Source organism: Limimaricola hongkongensis DSM 17492, from assembly GCF_000600975.2.
Taxonomy (GTDB): Bacteria; Pseudomonadota; Alphaproteobacteria; order Rhodobacterales; family Rhodobacteraceae; genus Limimaricola; species Limimaricola hongkongensis.
Map to the genome: position 1 here is coordinate 157,512 of NZ_KK088650.1, position 14,680 is coordinate 172,191.

12 protein-coding genes and 2 tRNA genes are annotated in these 14,680 nt (G+C 67.8%); 7 read left to right on the plus strand and 7 right to left on the minus strand.

What is annotated here, in order from left to right; genetic code table 11:
- Window positions 1-114 precede the first annotated feature (114 nt).
- Window positions 115-1,677: a bifunctional metallophosphatase/5'-nucleotidase gene (locus LOKHON_RS05430; RefSeq protein ID WP_017928245.1), complete on the plus strand. Its 1,563-nt coding sequence runs from the start codon at window positions 115-117 to the stop codon at window positions 1,675-1,677.
- Window positions 1,678-1,792: 115 nt separating this feature from the next.
- Here the strand turns inward: LOKHON_RS05430 and LOKHON_RS05435 are convergent, their stop codons facing one another.
- Window positions 1,793-2,077: an SH3 domain-containing protein gene (locus LOKHON_RS05435; RefSeq protein WP_017928246.1), complete on the minus strand. Its 285-nt coding sequence runs from the start codon at window positions 2,075-2,077 to the stop codon at window positions 1,793-1,795.
- 177 nt (window positions 2,078-2,254) lie between these two features.
- Between LOKHON_RS05435 and LOKHON_RS05440 the strand changes: the two genes are divergently transcribed.
- The gene (locus tag LOKHON_RS05440) at window positions 2,255-2,920 is read left to right on the plus strand and encodes an SOS response-associated peptidase (protein WP_017928247.1); all 666 of its coding nucleotides are present in this window, start codon (window positions 2,255-2,257) and stop codon (window positions 2,918-2,920) included.
- Between the two features lie 52 nt (window positions 2,921-2,972).
- Window positions 2,973-3,046 (plus strand) — tRNA-Gly (locus LOKHON_RS05445).
- A gap of 73 nt (window positions 3,047-3,119) precedes the next feature.
- On the opposite strand, the gene LOKHON_RS05450 is transcribed toward LOKHON_RS05445, so the two are convergent.
- The 3 genes from LOKHON_RS05450 to LOKHON_RS05460 all read right to left on the minus strand — a co-directional run bounded on the left by LOKHON_RS05450 (window position 3,120) and on the right by LOKHON_RS05460 (window position 5,783).
- Window positions 3,120-4,325: an alpha-hydroxy acid oxidase gene (locus tag LOKHON_RS05450; protein WP_017928248.1), complete on the minus strand. Its 1,206-nt coding sequence runs from the start codon at window positions 4,323-4,325 to the stop codon at window positions 3,120-3,122.
- Window positions 4,326-4,491: 166 nt separating this feature from the next.
- Window positions 4,492-5,283, minus strand: a complete 792-nt coding sequence (gene trpA, locus LOKHON_RS05455; protein ID WP_017928249.1) for a tryptophan synthase subunit alpha — start codon at window positions 5,281-5,283, stop codon at window positions 4,492-4,494.
- 65 nt (window positions 5,284-5,348) lie between these two features.
- The gene (locus LOKHON_RS05460) at window positions 5,349-5,783 is read right to left on the minus strand and encodes a VOC family protein (RefSeq protein ID WP_017928250.1); all 435 of its coding nucleotides are present in this window, start codon (window positions 5,781-5,783) and stop codon (window positions 5,349-5,351) included.
- A 130-nt stretch (window positions 5,784-5,913) separates the two neighbouring features.
- Between LOKHON_RS05460 and ychF the strand changes: the two genes are divergently transcribed.
- Both ychF and LOKHON_RS05470 read left to right on the plus strand, forming a co-directional pair.
- Complete coding sequence (ychF, locus tag LOKHON_RS05465) at window positions 5,914-7,011, plus strand: redox-regulated ATPase YchF (RefSeq protein WP_017928251.1); 1,098 nt, start codon at window positions 5,914-5,916, stop codon at window positions 7,009-7,011.
- 84 nt (window positions 7,012-7,095) lie between these two features.
- The gene (locus LOKHON_RS05470) at window positions 7,096-7,554 is read left to right on the plus strand and encodes a GNAT family N-acetyltransferase (protein WP_017928252.1); all 459 of its coding nucleotides are present in this window, start codon (window positions 7,096-7,098) and stop codon (window positions 7,552-7,554) included.
- Window positions 7,555-7,557: 3 nt separating this feature from the next.
- Here the strand turns inward: LOKHON_RS05470 and LOKHON_RS05475 are convergent, their stop codons facing one another.
- Together LOKHON_RS05475 and LOKHON_RS05480 are read right to left on the minus strand one after the other, a co-directional pair.
- A complete protein-coding gene (locus tag LOKHON_RS05475; RefSeq protein WP_017928253.1) occupies window positions 7,558-9,006 on the minus strand; it encodes a UdgX family uracil-DNA binding protein in 1,449 nt (482 codons plus the stop codon).
- Between the two features lie 12 nt (window positions 9,007-9,018).
- Window positions 9,019-10,260 carry a putative DNA modification/repair radical SAM protein gene (locus LOKHON_RS05480; protein ID WP_017928254.1) on the minus strand — a complete coding sequence of 414 codons (1,242 nt, stop codon included), beginning with the start codon at window positions 10,258-10,260 and terminating at the stop codon, window positions 9,019-9,021.
- Window positions 10,261-10,583: 323 nt separating this feature from the next.
- Between LOKHON_RS05480 and LOKHON_RS05485 the strand changes: the two genes are divergently transcribed.
- Window positions 10,584-10,673, plus strand: a tRNA-Ser gene (locus tag LOKHON_RS05485).
- Window positions 10,674-10,957: 284 nt separating this feature from the next.
- The gene (locus LOKHON_RS16060; RefSeq protein ID WP_017928255.1) at window positions 10,958-11,122 is read left to right on the plus strand and encodes an RSP_7527 family protein; all 165 of its coding nucleotides are present in this window, start codon (window positions 10,958-10,960) and stop codon (window positions 11,120-11,122) included.
- A 48-nt stretch (window positions 11,123-11,170) separates the two neighbouring features.
- Here LOKHON_RS16060 and LOKHON_RS05490 read toward each other — a convergent pair whose 3' ends face one another.
- A complete protein-coding gene (locus LOKHON_RS05490; RefSeq protein WP_017928256.1) occupies window positions 11,171-14,602 on the minus strand; it encodes an indolepyruvate ferredoxin oxidoreductase family protein in 3,432 nt (1,143 codons plus the stop codon).
- Between the last annotated feature and the right edge of the window lie 78 nt (window positions 14,603-14,680).

A 14,680-nucleotide genomic window follows, 5' to 3' on the forward strand; every position in this document is an offset into this window, starting at 1 on the left:
AGCGGCACGGCAGCGCGGGCGCCCTGCCGCTAGGGCAGCTTCATCCCGGCTTTGACAGGCGCGCCGCGCTTGGCGCAGGCTCTCAACCATAACGAAACCGACAGGGGCACCACCATGAAACTCGGATTTCTGGGCACCACCGCCGCGCTCGCGCTCGCGGCCGGGGCCGCGCAGGCGGAGTACAGCCTGACCATCCTGCACACCAACGATTTTCACGACCGCTTCGAGCCGATCTCGAAATACGATTCGACCTGCGCGCCCGAGGACAACGAGGCGGGCGACTGCTTCGGCGGCATCGCGCGGCTCGTCACCGCGGTGCAGGAGGCGCGCACCCGGGCCGGGGACAACATGTTGCTGGTCGATGGCGGCGACCAGTTCCAGGGCACGCTGTTCTACACCTATTACAAGGGCAAGATGACGGCCGAGTTCATGAACCGGCTCGGCTATGACGCGATGACCGTGGGCAACCACGAATTCGACGACGGCCCCGAGGTGCTGCGCGCCTTCGTCGACAATGTCGAGTTCCCGGTGTTGATGTCGAATGCCGACGTCTCTGGCGAAGAGCAGCTCGCCGACGCGATCCAAAAATCGACCGTGATCGAGCGCGGCGGCGAGAAGATCGGCCTGATCGGCCTGACCCCCGAGGACACCGACGAGCTCGCCAGCCCCGGCCCCAACGTGATCTTCACCGAGCCGGTCGGCGCGGTGCAGGCCGAGGTCGACCGCCTGACCGAGGAGGGCGTCAACAAGATCGTCGTGCTGAGCCATTCGGGCTTCGAGACCGACAAGCGCGTGGCCGAGGAGACCACCGGCGTCGACGTGATCGTCGGCGGCCACTCCAACACGCTTTTGTCGAACGAGCAGGAAGGCGCGGTCGACGTCTACCCGGTGATGATCGGCGACACGGCGATCGTGCAGGCCTATGCCTATGGCAAGTTCCTGGGCGAGCTGAACGTGACCTTCGACGATGAAGGCGTGATCACCGAAGCCGTGGGCGAGCCGGTGCTGATCGACGGCCAGGTGGCCGAGGACCAGGCGGCGGTGGACCGCGTGACCGAGCTGGCCAAGCCGCTCGACGAGATCCGCAACCGCGTCGTCGCCAACTCCACCGGCCCGATCGAGGGCAACCGCGACGTCTGCCGCGCGCAGGAATGCGAAATGGGCAATCTCGTCGCCGACGCCATGCTCGACCGGGTGAAGGATCAGGGCATCGTCGCCGCCATCGCCAATTCGGGCGGCCTGCGCGCCAGCATCGACGAAGGCGAGGTGACGATGGGCGAGGTGCTGACCGTGCTGCCGTTCCAGAACACGCTCTCGACCTTCGAGGTGACCGGCGCCGACATCAAGGCGGCGCTCGAAAACGGCGTCGGCCAGATGGAGGAGGGCGCGGGCCGCTTCCCGCAGGTCGCGGGCATGAGCTTTGCGGTCGATCCCGCCGCCGAGGCCGGCAACCGCATCTCGGACGTGATGATCGCGGGCGCGCCGCTCGACCCGGAGGCGAGCTACGGTCTCGTGTCGAACAACTATGTCCGCAATGGCGGCGACGGCTACAAGATGTTCGTCGATGCCGACAAGGCCTATGATTTCGGCCCCGATCTTGCCGATGTGACCGCCGAATACATGGCGGCGCAGGGCGATTACAAACCCTACACGGATGGCCGGATCACCGTGAAGTAAACCGCCCCGACAGGTGGCATTGGGGCGCGCGCCGGTGACGGCGCGCGCCTTTTGCTTGGGAATGGCGGTGCTCGGAGCGCCCGCGTCGCGGGCAGGGCGCCATGCGGCGCGCCGGTCAAAGATCCGACAGGTAATCCTCGGAGACGTGCCCCGTGATCCCCGGCGCATCGGCGAGCGAGACGCGGCACCACAGCTGGCCCACCTCGGTCACGCAGTCGCGCCGGATGAGCCGGGTGCCGTCCGGCAGGCCGAGAATCACGTTGTAGCCAAGCCCCGGCCCGGCCCGCAATTTCAGCAATTCGTCGGGGCCGGCCCCGTCGACCACCGTCTGGCGCCCGGACATCCCGCAACCGGAAACGAGCATCAATGTCAGGATCGCGGCAATGGCGGGGCGGTGCATGGGAGGACCTCGGCTATCTGCTTTCCAAACCCTTCTGTCAGCCGGATCGCCGGGCGTGAAGCCCGAACTTGCCGGATCGCGGCGGCAGATGTTTCGCGCGCGAAACATCTGCCGCCGGTGGCTACCTCGCCATGCCGCATCGGTGCTATGCCTTGGCAAAGCGACAGGAGCCCCCCGATGTGCGGACGCATGGCCATCACGCTGCCCCATGACGCCATGGCGCGGATCTTCGACGCCAGCCCGGCCAACGACCTGCCGGACGTGCCCGATTACAACGTCTGCCCGACCGTGCAGGTGCATTGCGTCACCTCGGATGCGGAGGCGCGCCGCCTGCGCCCGATGCGCTGGGGCTTCATCCCGCATTGGTACAAGGCGCCGGGTGACGGCCCGCTGCTGATCAACGCCCGGGCCGAGACGGTCGCCGAAAAGCCCGCCTTTCGCGCCGCCGCGCGCGCACGGCGCTGCCTGATCCCGGCGAGCGGGTTCTTCGAATGGACCGTGGATGCCGAAGGCAACAAACTGCCATGGTTCATCCACCGCGCGGATGGCGATCCGCTGGCCTTCGCGGGGCTGTGGCAGGACTGGGAGCGCGAGGGCGAGCGGCTCACCACCTGCGCCGTCGTCACCACCGCCGCCGCCGGGGCGATGCGCGACATCCACACCCGGATGCCGGTGATCCTCGAGCCGCGCGACTGGCCGCTCTGGCTTGGCGAGGCGGGGCATGGCGCGGCGGTGCTGATGACCGCCAACCCGGATCCGCTGGCGTTTCACCGGGTCGATCCCAAGGTGAACTCGAACCGGGCGCGCGGGCCCGGGCTGATCGAACCGATCGACGCAGATTGACGCGCCGGGCGTCTTGAAGCCCCCCGCGCGAGCCGCTATCAACACCCCCGAAGCGGGCGTGATGTAGTGGTAGCCTGTCAGCCTTCCAAGCTGAACGTGCGGGTTCGATTCCCGCCGCCCGCTCCAATCCCCATCCAGACGACCGGCTCCATCCAGGCGACCGAGCGGGCAGGGGCGGACAGGCCGCCCCCGCGGCGTGTCAGGCCGAAACCGATGTCGGGCGCGGGCCGGGCTGCGCGCTCTCCTGCCAGTCGCCCTCGAAATCGCGCGGCACCAGCAGGTTGTGCGCGCCGAGATCGGCCACGTCGCGCTCGCCGCACAGCGCCATGGTGAGATCGAGCTCCTTGCGGATCACCTCGAGCGCGGTCGTCACGCCCCGCTCGCCCATCGCGCCGAGACCATAAAGCCAGGCCCGGCCGATCATCGTGCCATCCGCGCCCATCGCCAGCGCCTTGAGCACGTCCTGTCCCGAGCGGATGCCGCTGTCGAGCCAGACCTCGGTTTCGCCCTTCACCTCGCGCAGAATCGACGGCAGCACCCGGATCGAGGACAGCGCCCCGTCGAGCTGCCGCCCGCCATGGTTCGACACCACGATCGCATCGGCGCCGCACTCCACCGCGCGGCGCGCGTCATCGGCGTCGAGAATGCCCTTCAGGATCAGCTTGCCGTCCCATTTCTGCGCGATGCGGCGCACCTTGTCCCAGTCGAGCTTGAGATCGAACTGCTCGGCGGTCCATTTCATCAGCGAACTGGCATCCTCCACATCCGCCGCATGGCCGACGATGTTGCCGAAAAAACGCCGCTTGGTGCGCAGCATCTCCAGGCCCCATGTCCACTTGGTCGACAGGTCCAGAAGCGTGGCGGGGGTGAGTTTGGGCGGGGCCGAAAGCCCGTTCTTGAGATCCTTGTGGCGCTGGCCCAGAAGCTGGAGATCCAGCGTCAGCACCAGCGCCGAGCAACCGGCCCGCTTGGCGCGTTCGAGAATCCGGTCGACGAAATCCTCGTCGCGCATCACGTAGAGCTGGAACCAGAACGGCGCCGACGTGTGCTCGGCCACGTCCTCGATCGAACAGATCGACATGGTCGACAGCGTGAAGGGCACGCCGAACTTCTCGGCGGCGCGCGCGGCCTTGATCTCGCCATCGGCGTTCTGCATGCCGGTCATCCCCACCGGCGCGAGCGCGACCGGCATCGCCACCTTCTCCCCCAGCATCCGGCCCGCGGTGGAGCGGTCGGACATGTCCACCGCCACCTTCTGGCGCAGGCGGATCCGCTCGAAATCGGTGGTGTTCTCGCGGAAGGTCTGCTCGGTCCAGCTGCCGGATTCGGCATAGTCGAAGAACATCTTCGGCGCGCGGCGCCTGTGCAGCCGCTTGAGATCCTCGATGCTGGTGATGACTGGCATGGCGCTCCCCCCGATTGGTAAGGATGAATTACCAGCCGTCACCGGGCGCCGCAACGTCAGACGGCGCCGCGAAGGGGCGCCGTCGACCGTCACCGGGCGCTGCAACGACAGACGGCGCCGCGAAGGGGCGCCGTCTGATTTGCGTATTTGCGGAATGGTGAAAGGATCAGGCGGAATGCGCCCCGTCGGCCAGCGCCTTGACGAAATCGAGGATCTCCGCGACCGGCTTGCCTTCGGCGATCTGGTTCACGATGGCCGAGCCGACCACGGTGCCGTCGGCGATGCCGGCGATCGAGCGGGCGGTGTCGGGCGTCTTCACGCCGAAACCCACGATGATCGGCAGGTCGGTCTGCGACTTGATCCGCGCGACCTCGGGGGCGACGGCGTCGGCCTGCGCCTCGGCGGCCCCGGTGATGCCGGTGATCGAGACGTAGTAGACGAAGCCCGAGGTGTTCTGCAGAACCTTGGGCAGGCGCGCGTCGTCGGTGGTCGGCGTGGCGAGACGGATGAAGTTCAGCCCCGCCTTCTGCGCCGGGATGCACAGCTCCTCGTCCTCCTCGGGCGGCAGGTCGACCACGATCAGACCGTCGATCCCGGCATCCTTGGCCTGTTCGAGGAATTTGGGCACGCCGCGCGAATGGATCGGGTTGTAATAGCCCATCATCACGATCGGGGTGGTGGTGTCGGTCTTGCGCAGATCGCGCGCGATCTCGAGCGTCCGGTCAAGCGTCATGCCCTGCGCCAGCGCCCGCTGACCGGCAAGCTGGATCGTCGCGCCATCGGCCATCGGATCGGTGAAGGGCAGGCCCAGCTCGATGATGTCGACGCCCGCGCCGGGCAGGCCGCGCACGATCTCCTTGGAGGTCTCGAAATCCGGGTCGCCGGCCATGACATAGGCCACGAAGGCGCGGCGTCCTTCGGTCTTCAGCCGCGCGAAAGTGTCGTCGATGCGTGTCATGCCCGTCCCCTCTGGCCCGTTGCTTTCGGGGTTTGGGCCAAAGGGGGGCGGAAATCAATGGGGGCTCAGGTGTCGGGCTGGTCCGGCATGGGCGCTTCGACGCCGATCATCCAGCGCGTGCCAAAGCGATCGGTCAGCGTGCCGAAGCCCTCCGACCAGAAGGTCTTTTCGAAATCCATGTGGATCTGGCCGTGATCGGCCAGCGCGTCGAAGGCGGCGCGGGCGCGCGCCACGTCCGGCAGATCGACCGCGATCGAGCAGCCCGCCATCTCGGGCGCGCCGCCCATGATGTCGTCGCTGGCATAGAGCCAGCCGCCGCCGATCTTCAGCGCCGCGTGCATCACCGCCTGCGGGCTGGCCTCGGGGATGGAGTCGCGCATCTCCTGCGGCGCCTCGGAAAAGGTCATCACGCTGGCGGGGGGCGCGTCGAAGATCCGGGCATATTCGGCCAGCGCCTCGGCGCAGTTGCCGTGAAAGGTCACATAGGGAATCGGGATCATCTAAGGCGCCTCCTTGCTGTCTTGTCGTCGGGCAAAGCATGGCACGCGGCCCCCGGCGCACCAAGCCTTGGCTTGCGCGAGGCCGCCCGTGCGGATAGGACCGCCGCGATGTGCTGATAGGAGGCGTGACATGGGCTTTCGCATGGGGATCGTGGGGCTGCCGAATGTCGGCAAGTCCACCCTGTTCAACGCGCTGACGCGCACCGCAGCGGCCCAGGCCGCCAATTTCCCGTTCTGCACGATCGAGCCGAATGTCGGCGACGTCGCCGTGCCGGACCCGCGGCTCGACAAGCTGGCCGAGATCGCCAAGTCCAAGCAGGTGATCCCGACCCGGATGACCTTCGTGGACATCGCCGGGCTGGTGAAGGGCGCGTCGAAGGGCGAAGGGCTTGGCAACCAGTTTCTTGCCAATATCCGCGAAACCGACGCCATCGCCCATGTGCTGCGCTGCTTCGAGGATGGCGACGTGGTGCATGTCGACGGCCGCGTCGACCCGGTGGCCGATGCGGGCGTGATCGAGACCGAGCTGATGCTCGCCGATCTCGAATCGGTCGAAAAGCGACTGCAGAACATCACCCGCAAGGTGCGCGGCGGCGACAAGGAGGCCGTGGACCAGGAGCGGCTTTTGAAGGACGCCCTCGCGATGCTGTCCGACGGCAAGCCCGCCCGCATGGTCGAGGTCGCCCCCGAGGACGCCAAGGCGTGGAAGATGCTGCAACTGATCACCGCCAAGCCGGTGCTCTATGTCTGCAACGTCGAAGAGGCCTCGGCTTCGTCGGGCAACCAACATTCCGCCAAGGTGGCCGAGATGGCCGCCGCCGAGGGCAACGCCCATGTCGTGATCTCGGCCCAGATCGAGGAGGAGATCAGCCAGCTCGACGCCGAGGAGGCCGAGATGTTCCTCTCGGAGATGGGGCTGGAGGAGGCGGGTCTCGACCGGTTGATCCGCGCGGGCTACGATCTTTTGCATCTCGAGACCTATTTCACCGTCGGCCCCAAGGAGGCCCGCGCCTGGACGATTCGCCAGGGCACGCTGGCGCCGCAGGCCGCCGGCGTGATCCATGGCGATTTCGAGCGCGGCTTCATCCGCGCCGAGACCATCGCCTATGACGATTTCGTAAGCCTGGGCGGCGAGTCCGCGGCCAAGGAAGCGGGCAAGATGCGCGCCGAGGGCAAGGCCTATACCGTCAAGGACGGCGACGTGATGCATTTCCTGTTCAACACCTGAACGGGATCGGCGCGGCGCGGCCTGTTGCGCCGCGCCGCCCGAATCTGGCAGGCCTCTCTCCGTCGTCGAGAAAGGAGCCCTGCCATGCCCAAGCTGACCACCCGCCGGAACCGCGAGGGCGATCTTGCGCCGCTGGCCCGGCTTCTGGCCGATCCCGATGATCTCACCCTCATCAACCCCAATGCCGGCCAGCCCTTCGATCCGCGCGAATGGCAGGAAAAGTGGCTTGGCGATCTCGACGACACGTCCTTCTACGTTCTCGACGAGGCGGGCCGCGAGGTCGGATTTTTCGCGCTGCGCGTCGGCATCGGCCCGGAGGTGCGGCACCTCACTTACGTCTTCCTCGAAGAGAGCGTGCGCGGCGGGGCGGGGGCGGAGCTGACCGCCCTGATCGAGCAGGCGGCGCGCGATCTCGGTGCTCTGTCGATCACGCTCAAGGTCGAGCTCGACAACGCGCCCGCGCGCAACGCCTATCTTTCGGCGGGTTACGAGGAGCTGGGCCGCAGCAACGGCATGGCGACGATGCGGCGCGATCTCGGCTGAAGCTCAGGCGGTGCGCAGCGCCTCCAGATGCGCCTGTGCGGCGCGCAAGTCGGCGCGGAACTTGTCGGTTTCCGCCTCGCGCAGCGCCGGGTCGGGCAGGCGCAGCAGGTAGGAGGGGTGGACCGTCAGGAAGACCGGCACGCCGTCTTCCGTCGCCTCGATCGAGCCGCGGCGCGCGAGAATGCCCTTGCGCGATCCGGTCAGGCTTTCGGCCGCCGTGCCGCCCATCGACAGGATCAGCCTCGGGCGGATTAGCTCGATCTCGGAGGTCAGCCAGAAGCGGCAGGCCTTGATCTCGCCAGCGTTGGGGTTCTGGTGGATGCGCCGCTTGCCGCGCGGCGTGAACTTGAAGTGTTTCACCGCGTTGGTGACGAAGGCTTGCGCGCGGTCGATCCCGGCCTCTTTCGCGATGCGGTTGAACATCTGGCCCGCGGGCCCGACGAAGGGCCGACCGGCCAGATCCTCCTGGTCGCCCGGCTGTTCGCCCACCACCATCAGATCGGCGTCGCGTGGACCGATCCCCGGCACCGCCTGCGTTGCGGTCTCGTAAAGCGGGCAACGGGTGCAGGCGTTCTCTTCCGCCTTCAGTTGATCGAGATCGTCGGCCATCGGGCGCGGAACGCCGGGCGCGGCAAGCCGTTCGGTGATCTTGGCTGCGCGCAGCGGCGGCAGGGTCGGGGCGGCGTCCTGCATGGCGCGGGCGCGGGGTTCGGCGCCCGCGATCATCTCGGGGATGTGCCGCGCCTCTGGCAGGTTCTTCCAGTATTTCTTCGGCATCTCCGAGGTCATCGCCCCGATCTTGAGCCGGGCGGGGTTGAAGATGTTGCGAAAATAGGTGCCCCAGAGCTCCTCGGTCGCGTCCTCGGGAATGTCGGGCTTGGGCTGGCCCTCGGCGAAGCCGAGTTGGCCACCCTCGAAGATCGCCGTGAGATCCGGCGTCGCGATCATCCAGTCCATGTCGGCAAAGCGGCGCGCAAAGAACGGCGCGGTGGGCTCCAGCGTGTGATGCGTCGGCTCGAACCACGCGGCAAAGCGGCGGCGCGCGGCATCCGGCGCGCCGATTTCGCGAAACCGCACGAAGGCGGTCATCTTGTGGCGATCCCGGCGCACCGCCTTTTCCATCGCGCGCAGCTTGGCAAGACCGGCATCGCCGCGATCCTCCATCAGGCCCTTTTCATGCCTCAGCCGCCACAGCACGGCGTAGAGCCGGGCGAAGCGCTCGGGGTCGCTGTGCCAGACCACCGTCCTGGCCAGATCGACGAAGTCGCGCGGCACCTTGATGGTGGATCGCGCCGGCGCGACCGCCTCGGGCGGGGTGGCGAAGAGATCCTGCGCCGCGTCGCCCCGGCTCCACGTCACCTCCTCTGGCGGCACGCCGCGCGCCAGAAGCCCCCGTGCGGCGTCGCGCCATGCGGTGTCGGTCTCGGTCCGGGGGAGGGCGATATGCGGCATGGGCGGCAAACGTCAGAACAGCGAGAGCTGTTCCGGCCGGGGCGCGAAACGCGCGGCGAGATCGGGGCTGTCGAGCAGCGCGCCGGGCGTCCAGTCCGCGAGCGTCACGAAGGGGCGGGCGTTCTTCATGTTGGCGCCCATCCGCGCCAGGTCGTCCCAGCGCAGCCGCCGGTGCCGCCGCGTGTCGATGATCCGCTGCACCGTGCGCGCGCCGAAACCGGGCACCCGCAGCAGCGTCTCGCGATCCGCCCGCATCGGATCGACCGGGAAGGCATGTCGATTGCGCAGCGCCCAGGCCAGCTTGGGGTCGATCGAAAGATCGAGATTGCCATCCGTCCCGGCGGTGATCTCGCCCGCATCGAAGCCGTAGAACCGCATCAGCCAGTCGGCCTGGTAGAGCCGGTGCTCGCGCATCAAGGGTGGCTTGATCAGCGGCAGCTTGGCGGTGGCGTCGGGGATCGGCGAGAAGGCGGAGTAGTAGACCCGCTTGAGGCCGTAGGAGCTGTAGAGCCGCGTCGATTGCCCGAGGATGGTCGCGTCCGAGGAGCCGTCGGCGCCGATGATCATCTGCGTCGACTGCCCGGCGGGGGCGAATCGGGCGGGGCGCCTGCCGGTATGGCTGCGATCCTTCGACGCCTCCTTCCTGAGCCGCACATCGGCCATGGCGCGGCGGATCGTGTCGGGCTTCTTCTCTGGCGCGTACTGCGTCACGCTGGCATCGGTCGGCATTTCCACGTTGATCGACACCCGGTCGGCATAGAGCCCGGCCTGCTCGATCAATTCGGGAGAGGCCTCTGGGATGGTCTTGAGGTGGATGTAGCCGCGGAAGTTTTCCTCTTCGCGCAGCTTTCTGGCGATGCGGACCATGTCCTCCATCGTCCTGTCGGGGCTCTGGATGATGCCCGAGGACAAAAACAGCCCCTCGATGTAGTTGCGCCGGTAGAACTCCAGCGTCAGCGTCACCACCTCGTCGACGGTAAAGCGCGCCCGTTCGGTGTTGGACGACACCCGGTTCACGCAATAGGCGCAGTCGAAGATGCAGAAATTGGTCATCAGGATCTTCAAAAGGCTGATGCAGCGTCCGTCCGGCGCGTAGGCGTGGCAGATGCCCGACCCTTCGGTCGAGCCGAGGCCCTTTCCGTCCTTGGAATCGCGCCTGGACGTGCCCGACGACGCGCAGGAGGCGTCGTAACGCGCGGCGTCCGAGAGGATGGCGAGCTTGCGCTCAAGGCTGTGCGTTGTCATGGTGTTCATATAATGTTCCTCTCCATGCGAGGCAAGCTCATGCGCTGTGATCCCGCGATCCCGTGATCCCCGTCGCGCGCCGGGTCCGGGCGGGATCCGGGCCGGGTCTGGGCCGGCCCCGAACCGCGGCAGCCGGCTTGGCCGCTGGCCCTATGCCGCGGCCTTGTCGGCGAAGGTGCCGCGATCCGGTCGGGCGTCGGCGTGATCCGGCAGCGATCGGCGCATGGCCGGTTCGTGCCTGCGGCAGCGTGCGTGGCCATCGGTGCAAAACATTGCCGGGCAGGTTGGTTTTCCCCTTGTTTCCCGTTGGCCGCTTGCATAGACACACCGGCGGAGACGTGGCCGAGTGGTCGAAGGCACACCCCTGCTAAGGGTGCAGGCGGGAAACCGTCTCGAGGGTTCGAATCCCTTCGTCTCCGCCATTTCCCCTTTCATCCAGCAGTGGAATGCATGGCATCGCGGGCGTTTCCGGGATGTGTCGGCAGGCCTGTCCGCCAGCGATGCGGGCCGGGGCTTCGTTTCGACCTGCCGCGCCGCGCGAAGGGCTGCGTTGCGCACAAGGCCGCCGGGGCGTGCGGACCGTTCCTTGCCCGACCGGCGGGGCATGCGTTGGTCGCATGGCGGCATTGACTGGCTTTTGGCGGGGGATGGGGCCATTTGGGAGGCGTGGGCGATGAAGCCCGCAGATGTTCCCAAAGAGCCGAAGATGACCCAGATCGTTCGCTACACCCACCCGACCCAAGCCGAAATCGAAGCCGTCATGGCCGAAGCCCGCGAAATGCGCGCCGCGTTCATCGCGCGCTTTTTCCGCGATCTCGGCCAGAAGCTGCGCGGCTTTCATGCCGGCGGCAAGGCGCCCGCCGCGGCCTGATCGCGACCGGCGGAGCGGCACGGCGCCGCTCCGCCGCGCCCACGCGGCTCAGGCCAGCTTGGCGCGCAGCGCCTCGACGCGGGGCTTCACCCGCGACACCGCCTCGGCCTTGACCGGGCCGAAGCCCCGGATCTCCATCGGTGCCGCGAGCAGCGCCCGGCTGGTGTCGAGATCGCCGCTTTGGGCCGCCTTGCGGCCATCCGACATGACCGCTTCGAACCAGCCGATCAGGTCGCGCTCCATGCGCCGCTCGGCGGTGTAGCCGAACGGGTCGAGCGCGGTGCCGCGCAGCCGCTTCATGCGCGAAAGCATCCGGAAACCCGGCTTGATCCACGGGCCGAAGGCGCGCTTGCGCGGGCGGCCCCGGCTGTCGGTCCCAAGCGGCAGAAGCGGCGGGGCGAGGTGGTGCTTCACGGTGAAATCGCCCTCGAACTCGGCCTTCAGCCTGTCGTCGAAGCCGGTCTCCTCGTGCAGCCGCGCGACCTCGTATTCGTCCTTGTAGGACATCAGCTTGAACAGCGATTTCGCGGCGAGGATGGTCAGCTCCTCGACCTGTTCGGCGGGCAGGTCGAGCCCGGTGCGGAACGCCGTCAGACGGTCGTGGTAGCGTTGGGCCCAGGCGCCGTCCTGATAGTCGGCGAGAAAGTTGCCGCGCCGCTCGATCACGTTCTGCATGGTCTCGGCTTCGGCAGGCTTGCGGTCCAGCGCCGTGTCGAGCGCCGCCGGGGTCGCGGCCAGAATCCGCCCGTAAGCCAGCGCCAGGCGGTTCTTTTCGATCGCGACGCCGTTGAGTTCCACCGCCTGCTCCAGCGCGGCGAGGCTGACCGGCACCATGCCGCTCTGCCACGCATGGCCGAGCATCATGACATTGGAAAAGACGCTGTCGCCCAGAAGCGTCTCGGCCACGGCGTTGGCGTCGAAGGCGTCGAGCCTTTCGGCGCCGACGGCCTGCGCGATCGCCGCCTCGCGGGCGTCGACCTTCAGATCGGCGTCGCGGTGCAGCACCAGATCGCCCGTCGGCATCTCGGCGCGGTTGAGCACCACGCGCGTGCCCTTTCGGTAGCAGACGCTGGCCTTGGGCGAGGAGGAGGCGACGATGTCGCAGGCGATCACCGCATCCGCCGTGCCGGCCTCGATGCGGACCTGATGGATCTCCTCGGGGCTGCGGGCGAGGCGGATATAGGACAACACCGTGCCGAATTTCTGCGCGAAGCCGGTGAAGTCGAGCACGCTCGACCCCTTGCCCTCCAGATGCGCGGCCATGGTGATCAGCGCGCCCACCGTGACGACGCCGGTGCCGCCGACGCCCGAAACCAGAAGCTCGTAGGGTTTCGAGAGGCTGGGCAGGTCGGGCAGCGGCAGCTCGCGCGCCAGCGCCAGCGCGTCGATGCCGGCACCCTCGCGCTTGCGGCGCGTCGCGCCCTCGACGGTGACGAAGCTGGGGCAGAAGCCTTCGAGGCAGGAGAAATCCTTGTTGCAGCTCGACAGGTTGATCTTCCGCTTGCGACCGAACTCGGTCTCCTTGGGCTCGACCGAGAGGCAGTTCGACGCGACCGAGCAATCGCCGCAGCCCTCGCAGACGAGCTCGTTGATATAGGCGAAGCGCTTGGGGTCCTCCATCGTGCCGCGCTTGCGGCGGCGGCGCTTTTCGGTGGCGCAGGTCTGCTCGTAGATCAGGACGGTGACGCCGGGGATCTCGCGCAGCTCGCGCTGGATGCGGTCGAGCTCGCGGCGATGGTCGATGGTGGTGCCGCGCGGCAGCTCCGAAGGCTCGAACTTCATCGGGTCGTCCGAGACCAGCGCGATCCGCTCCACGCCCTCGGCGCGGCAGGATTGGGCGATGGCCTGCACGCTGACCGGCCCGTCGACCGGCTGGCCGCCGGTCATGGCGACGGCGTCGTTGTAGAGGATCTTGTAGGTGATGTTGGTTTTTGCGGCGACGGCCTGCCGGATCGCGAGCGACCCCGAGTGGTACCACGTGCCTTCGCCCAGGTTCTGGAAGATGTGGCGGTTGCCGTTGAACTTCGAGGTCACGGCCCAAGGCACGCCTTCGCCGCCCATCTGCGCGTAGCCCAGCGTCTCGCGGTCCATCCACGACGCCATGACGTGGCAGCCGATGCCGGAATTGGCCTGGCTGCCCTCGGGCAGCTTGGTCGAGCTGTTGTGCGGGCAGCCCGAGCAGAAATAGGGCGTGCGGGTCGCGCCCGGGATCGTCAGCACCGGGGGCGGCGTCTCGGTCAGGGCCTTCGCCTTGGCCGGGAAGCCCTCGCCGGGGAACAGCTTGTCGAGGCGCTGGGCGAGAACCGGCAGCAGCACCTTGGGCGACAGCTCGCCCGTCCATGGCAGGAGCGCGTTGCCCGGCCCGTCGGACTTGCCGACCATGCGCTCGGGCTTGTGGCCGGGCCAATCGTAGAAATACTCCTTGAGCTGGCTTTCGATGATGCCGCGCTTTTCCTCGACGACGAAGACCTCCTGCTTTTCCTGCACGAAGTCGAGCGCCGCGCGGCGCGCCAGCGGCCAGACCATGCCGACCTTGTAGACGTCGATGCCGAGCCGGCGGCATTCGGCCTCGGTCAGACCCAAGAGTCGCAGCGCCTCCATCAGGTCGAGATGGCCCTTGCCGGTGGTGACGATGCCGAAGCGGGCGTCTTCGATGCCCCAGATCGCGTGGTCGATCGGGTTGGCCTCGGCAAAGGCCTGCACGGCGGCGAGCTTGTGCTGCATCCGCGCCTCGATCTGCGGCGAGGGCAGGTCCGACAGCCGCACATGCAGCCCGCCTTCGGGCGCGGTGTAGTCGGGCTGGGCGAAGTCGCGCGGCGGCAGAAGCTCCACCGACTGGCCGCTCTCGACCGTCTCGGACACCGCCTTGAAGCCGACCCATGTGCCGGAAAACCGCGACAGCGCGAAGCCCCATTCGCCGAAAGGAAGGTATTCGCCGACCGAGGCCGGGTTCAGCACCGGCATGAACCACGACATGAAGGCGACGTCGGACTGGTGCGACATCGACGACGAGACGCAGCCATGATCGTCGCCCGCCACCACCAGCACGCCGCCCCTGGCCGATGAGCCATAGGCGTTGCCGTGCTTGAGCGCGTCGCCGGAGCGGTCCACGCCCGGCCCCTTGCCGTACCACATGGAGAACACGCCCTCGACCTCGCGCTGCGGGTCGAGCGCGACCTGCTGGGCGCCGAGCACCGCCGTGGCGCCGAGATCCTCGTTCACCGCGGGCAGGAACTCGATGCGGTGGTCCTTGAGCTGTTTCTCGCCGCGCCACATTTCCATGTCGAGCGCGCCCAGCGGCGAGCCGCGATAGCCCGAGACGAAGCCTGCGGTGTTCATCCCCGCCGCGCGGTCGCGCCGGGCCTGGTCGAGCATCAGGCGCACCAGCGCCTGCGTGCCGGTCAGGAAGACGCGGCCCTCGGTCCGCTTGTAGCGGTCCGACAGCTTGTAGCTTTGGAAGCTGTGCGATTGATCGGTCATGGCGAGGTCCTCCCTCAAGGCTCCGGCTGGGGCCAGCATGGACTCCACGGGCTGGATATTGCTTTCAGTTTCGCGCGA

What these genes read in the sequence shown, in the direction of transcription:
- LOKHON_RS05430 (WP_017928245.1), top strand. Translation starts at nt 115, where the DNA reads ATGAAACTCGGATTTCTGGGCACCACCGCCGCGCTCGCGCTCGCGGCC.
- LOKHON_RS05435 (WP_017928246.1), bottom strand. Translation starts at nt 2,077, where the DNA reads ATGCACCGCCCCGCCATTGCCGCGATCCTGACATTGATGCTCGTTTCC.
- LOKHON_RS05440 (WP_017928247.1), top strand. Translation starts at nt 2,255, where the DNA reads ATGTGCGGACGCATGGCCATCACGCTGCCCCATGACGCCATGGCGCGG.
- LOKHON_RS05450 (WP_017928248.1), bottom strand. Translation starts at nt 4,325, where the DNA reads ATGCCAGTCATCACCAGCATCGAGGATCTCAAGCGGCTGCACAGGCGC.
- trpA (WP_017928249.1), bottom strand. Translation starts at nt 5,283, where the DNA reads ATGACACGCATCGACGACACTTTCGCGCGGCTGAAGACCGAAGGACGC.
- LOKHON_RS05460 (WP_017928250.1), bottom strand. Translation starts at nt 5,783, where the DNA reads ATGATCCCGATTCCCTATGTGACCTTTCACGGCAACTGCGCCGAGGCG.
- ychF (WP_017928251.1), top strand. Translation starts at nt 5,914, where the DNA reads ATGGGCTTTCGCATGGGGATCGTGGGGCTGCCGAATGTCGGCAAGTCC.
- LOKHON_RS05470 (WP_017928252.1), top strand. Translation starts at nt 7,096, where the DNA reads ATGCCCAAGCTGACCACCCGCCGGAACCGCGAGGGCGATCTTGCGCCG.
- LOKHON_RS05475 (WP_017928253.1), bottom strand. Translation starts at nt 9,006, where the DNA reads ATGCCGCATATCGCCCTCCCCCGGACCGAGACCGACACCGCATGGCGC.
- LOKHON_RS05480 (WP_017928254.1), bottom strand. Translation starts at nt 10,260, where the DNA reads ATGAACACCATGACAACGCACAGCCTTGAGCGCAAGCTCGCCATCCTC.
- LOKHON_RS16060 (WP_017928255.1), top strand. Translation starts at nt 10,958, where the DNA reads ATGACCCAGATCGTTCGCTACACCCACCCGACCCAAGCCGAAATCGAA.
- LOKHON_RS05490 (WP_017928256.1), bottom strand. Translation starts at nt 14,602, where the DNA reads ATGACCGATCAATCGCACAGCTTCCAAAGCTACAAGCTGTCGGACCGC.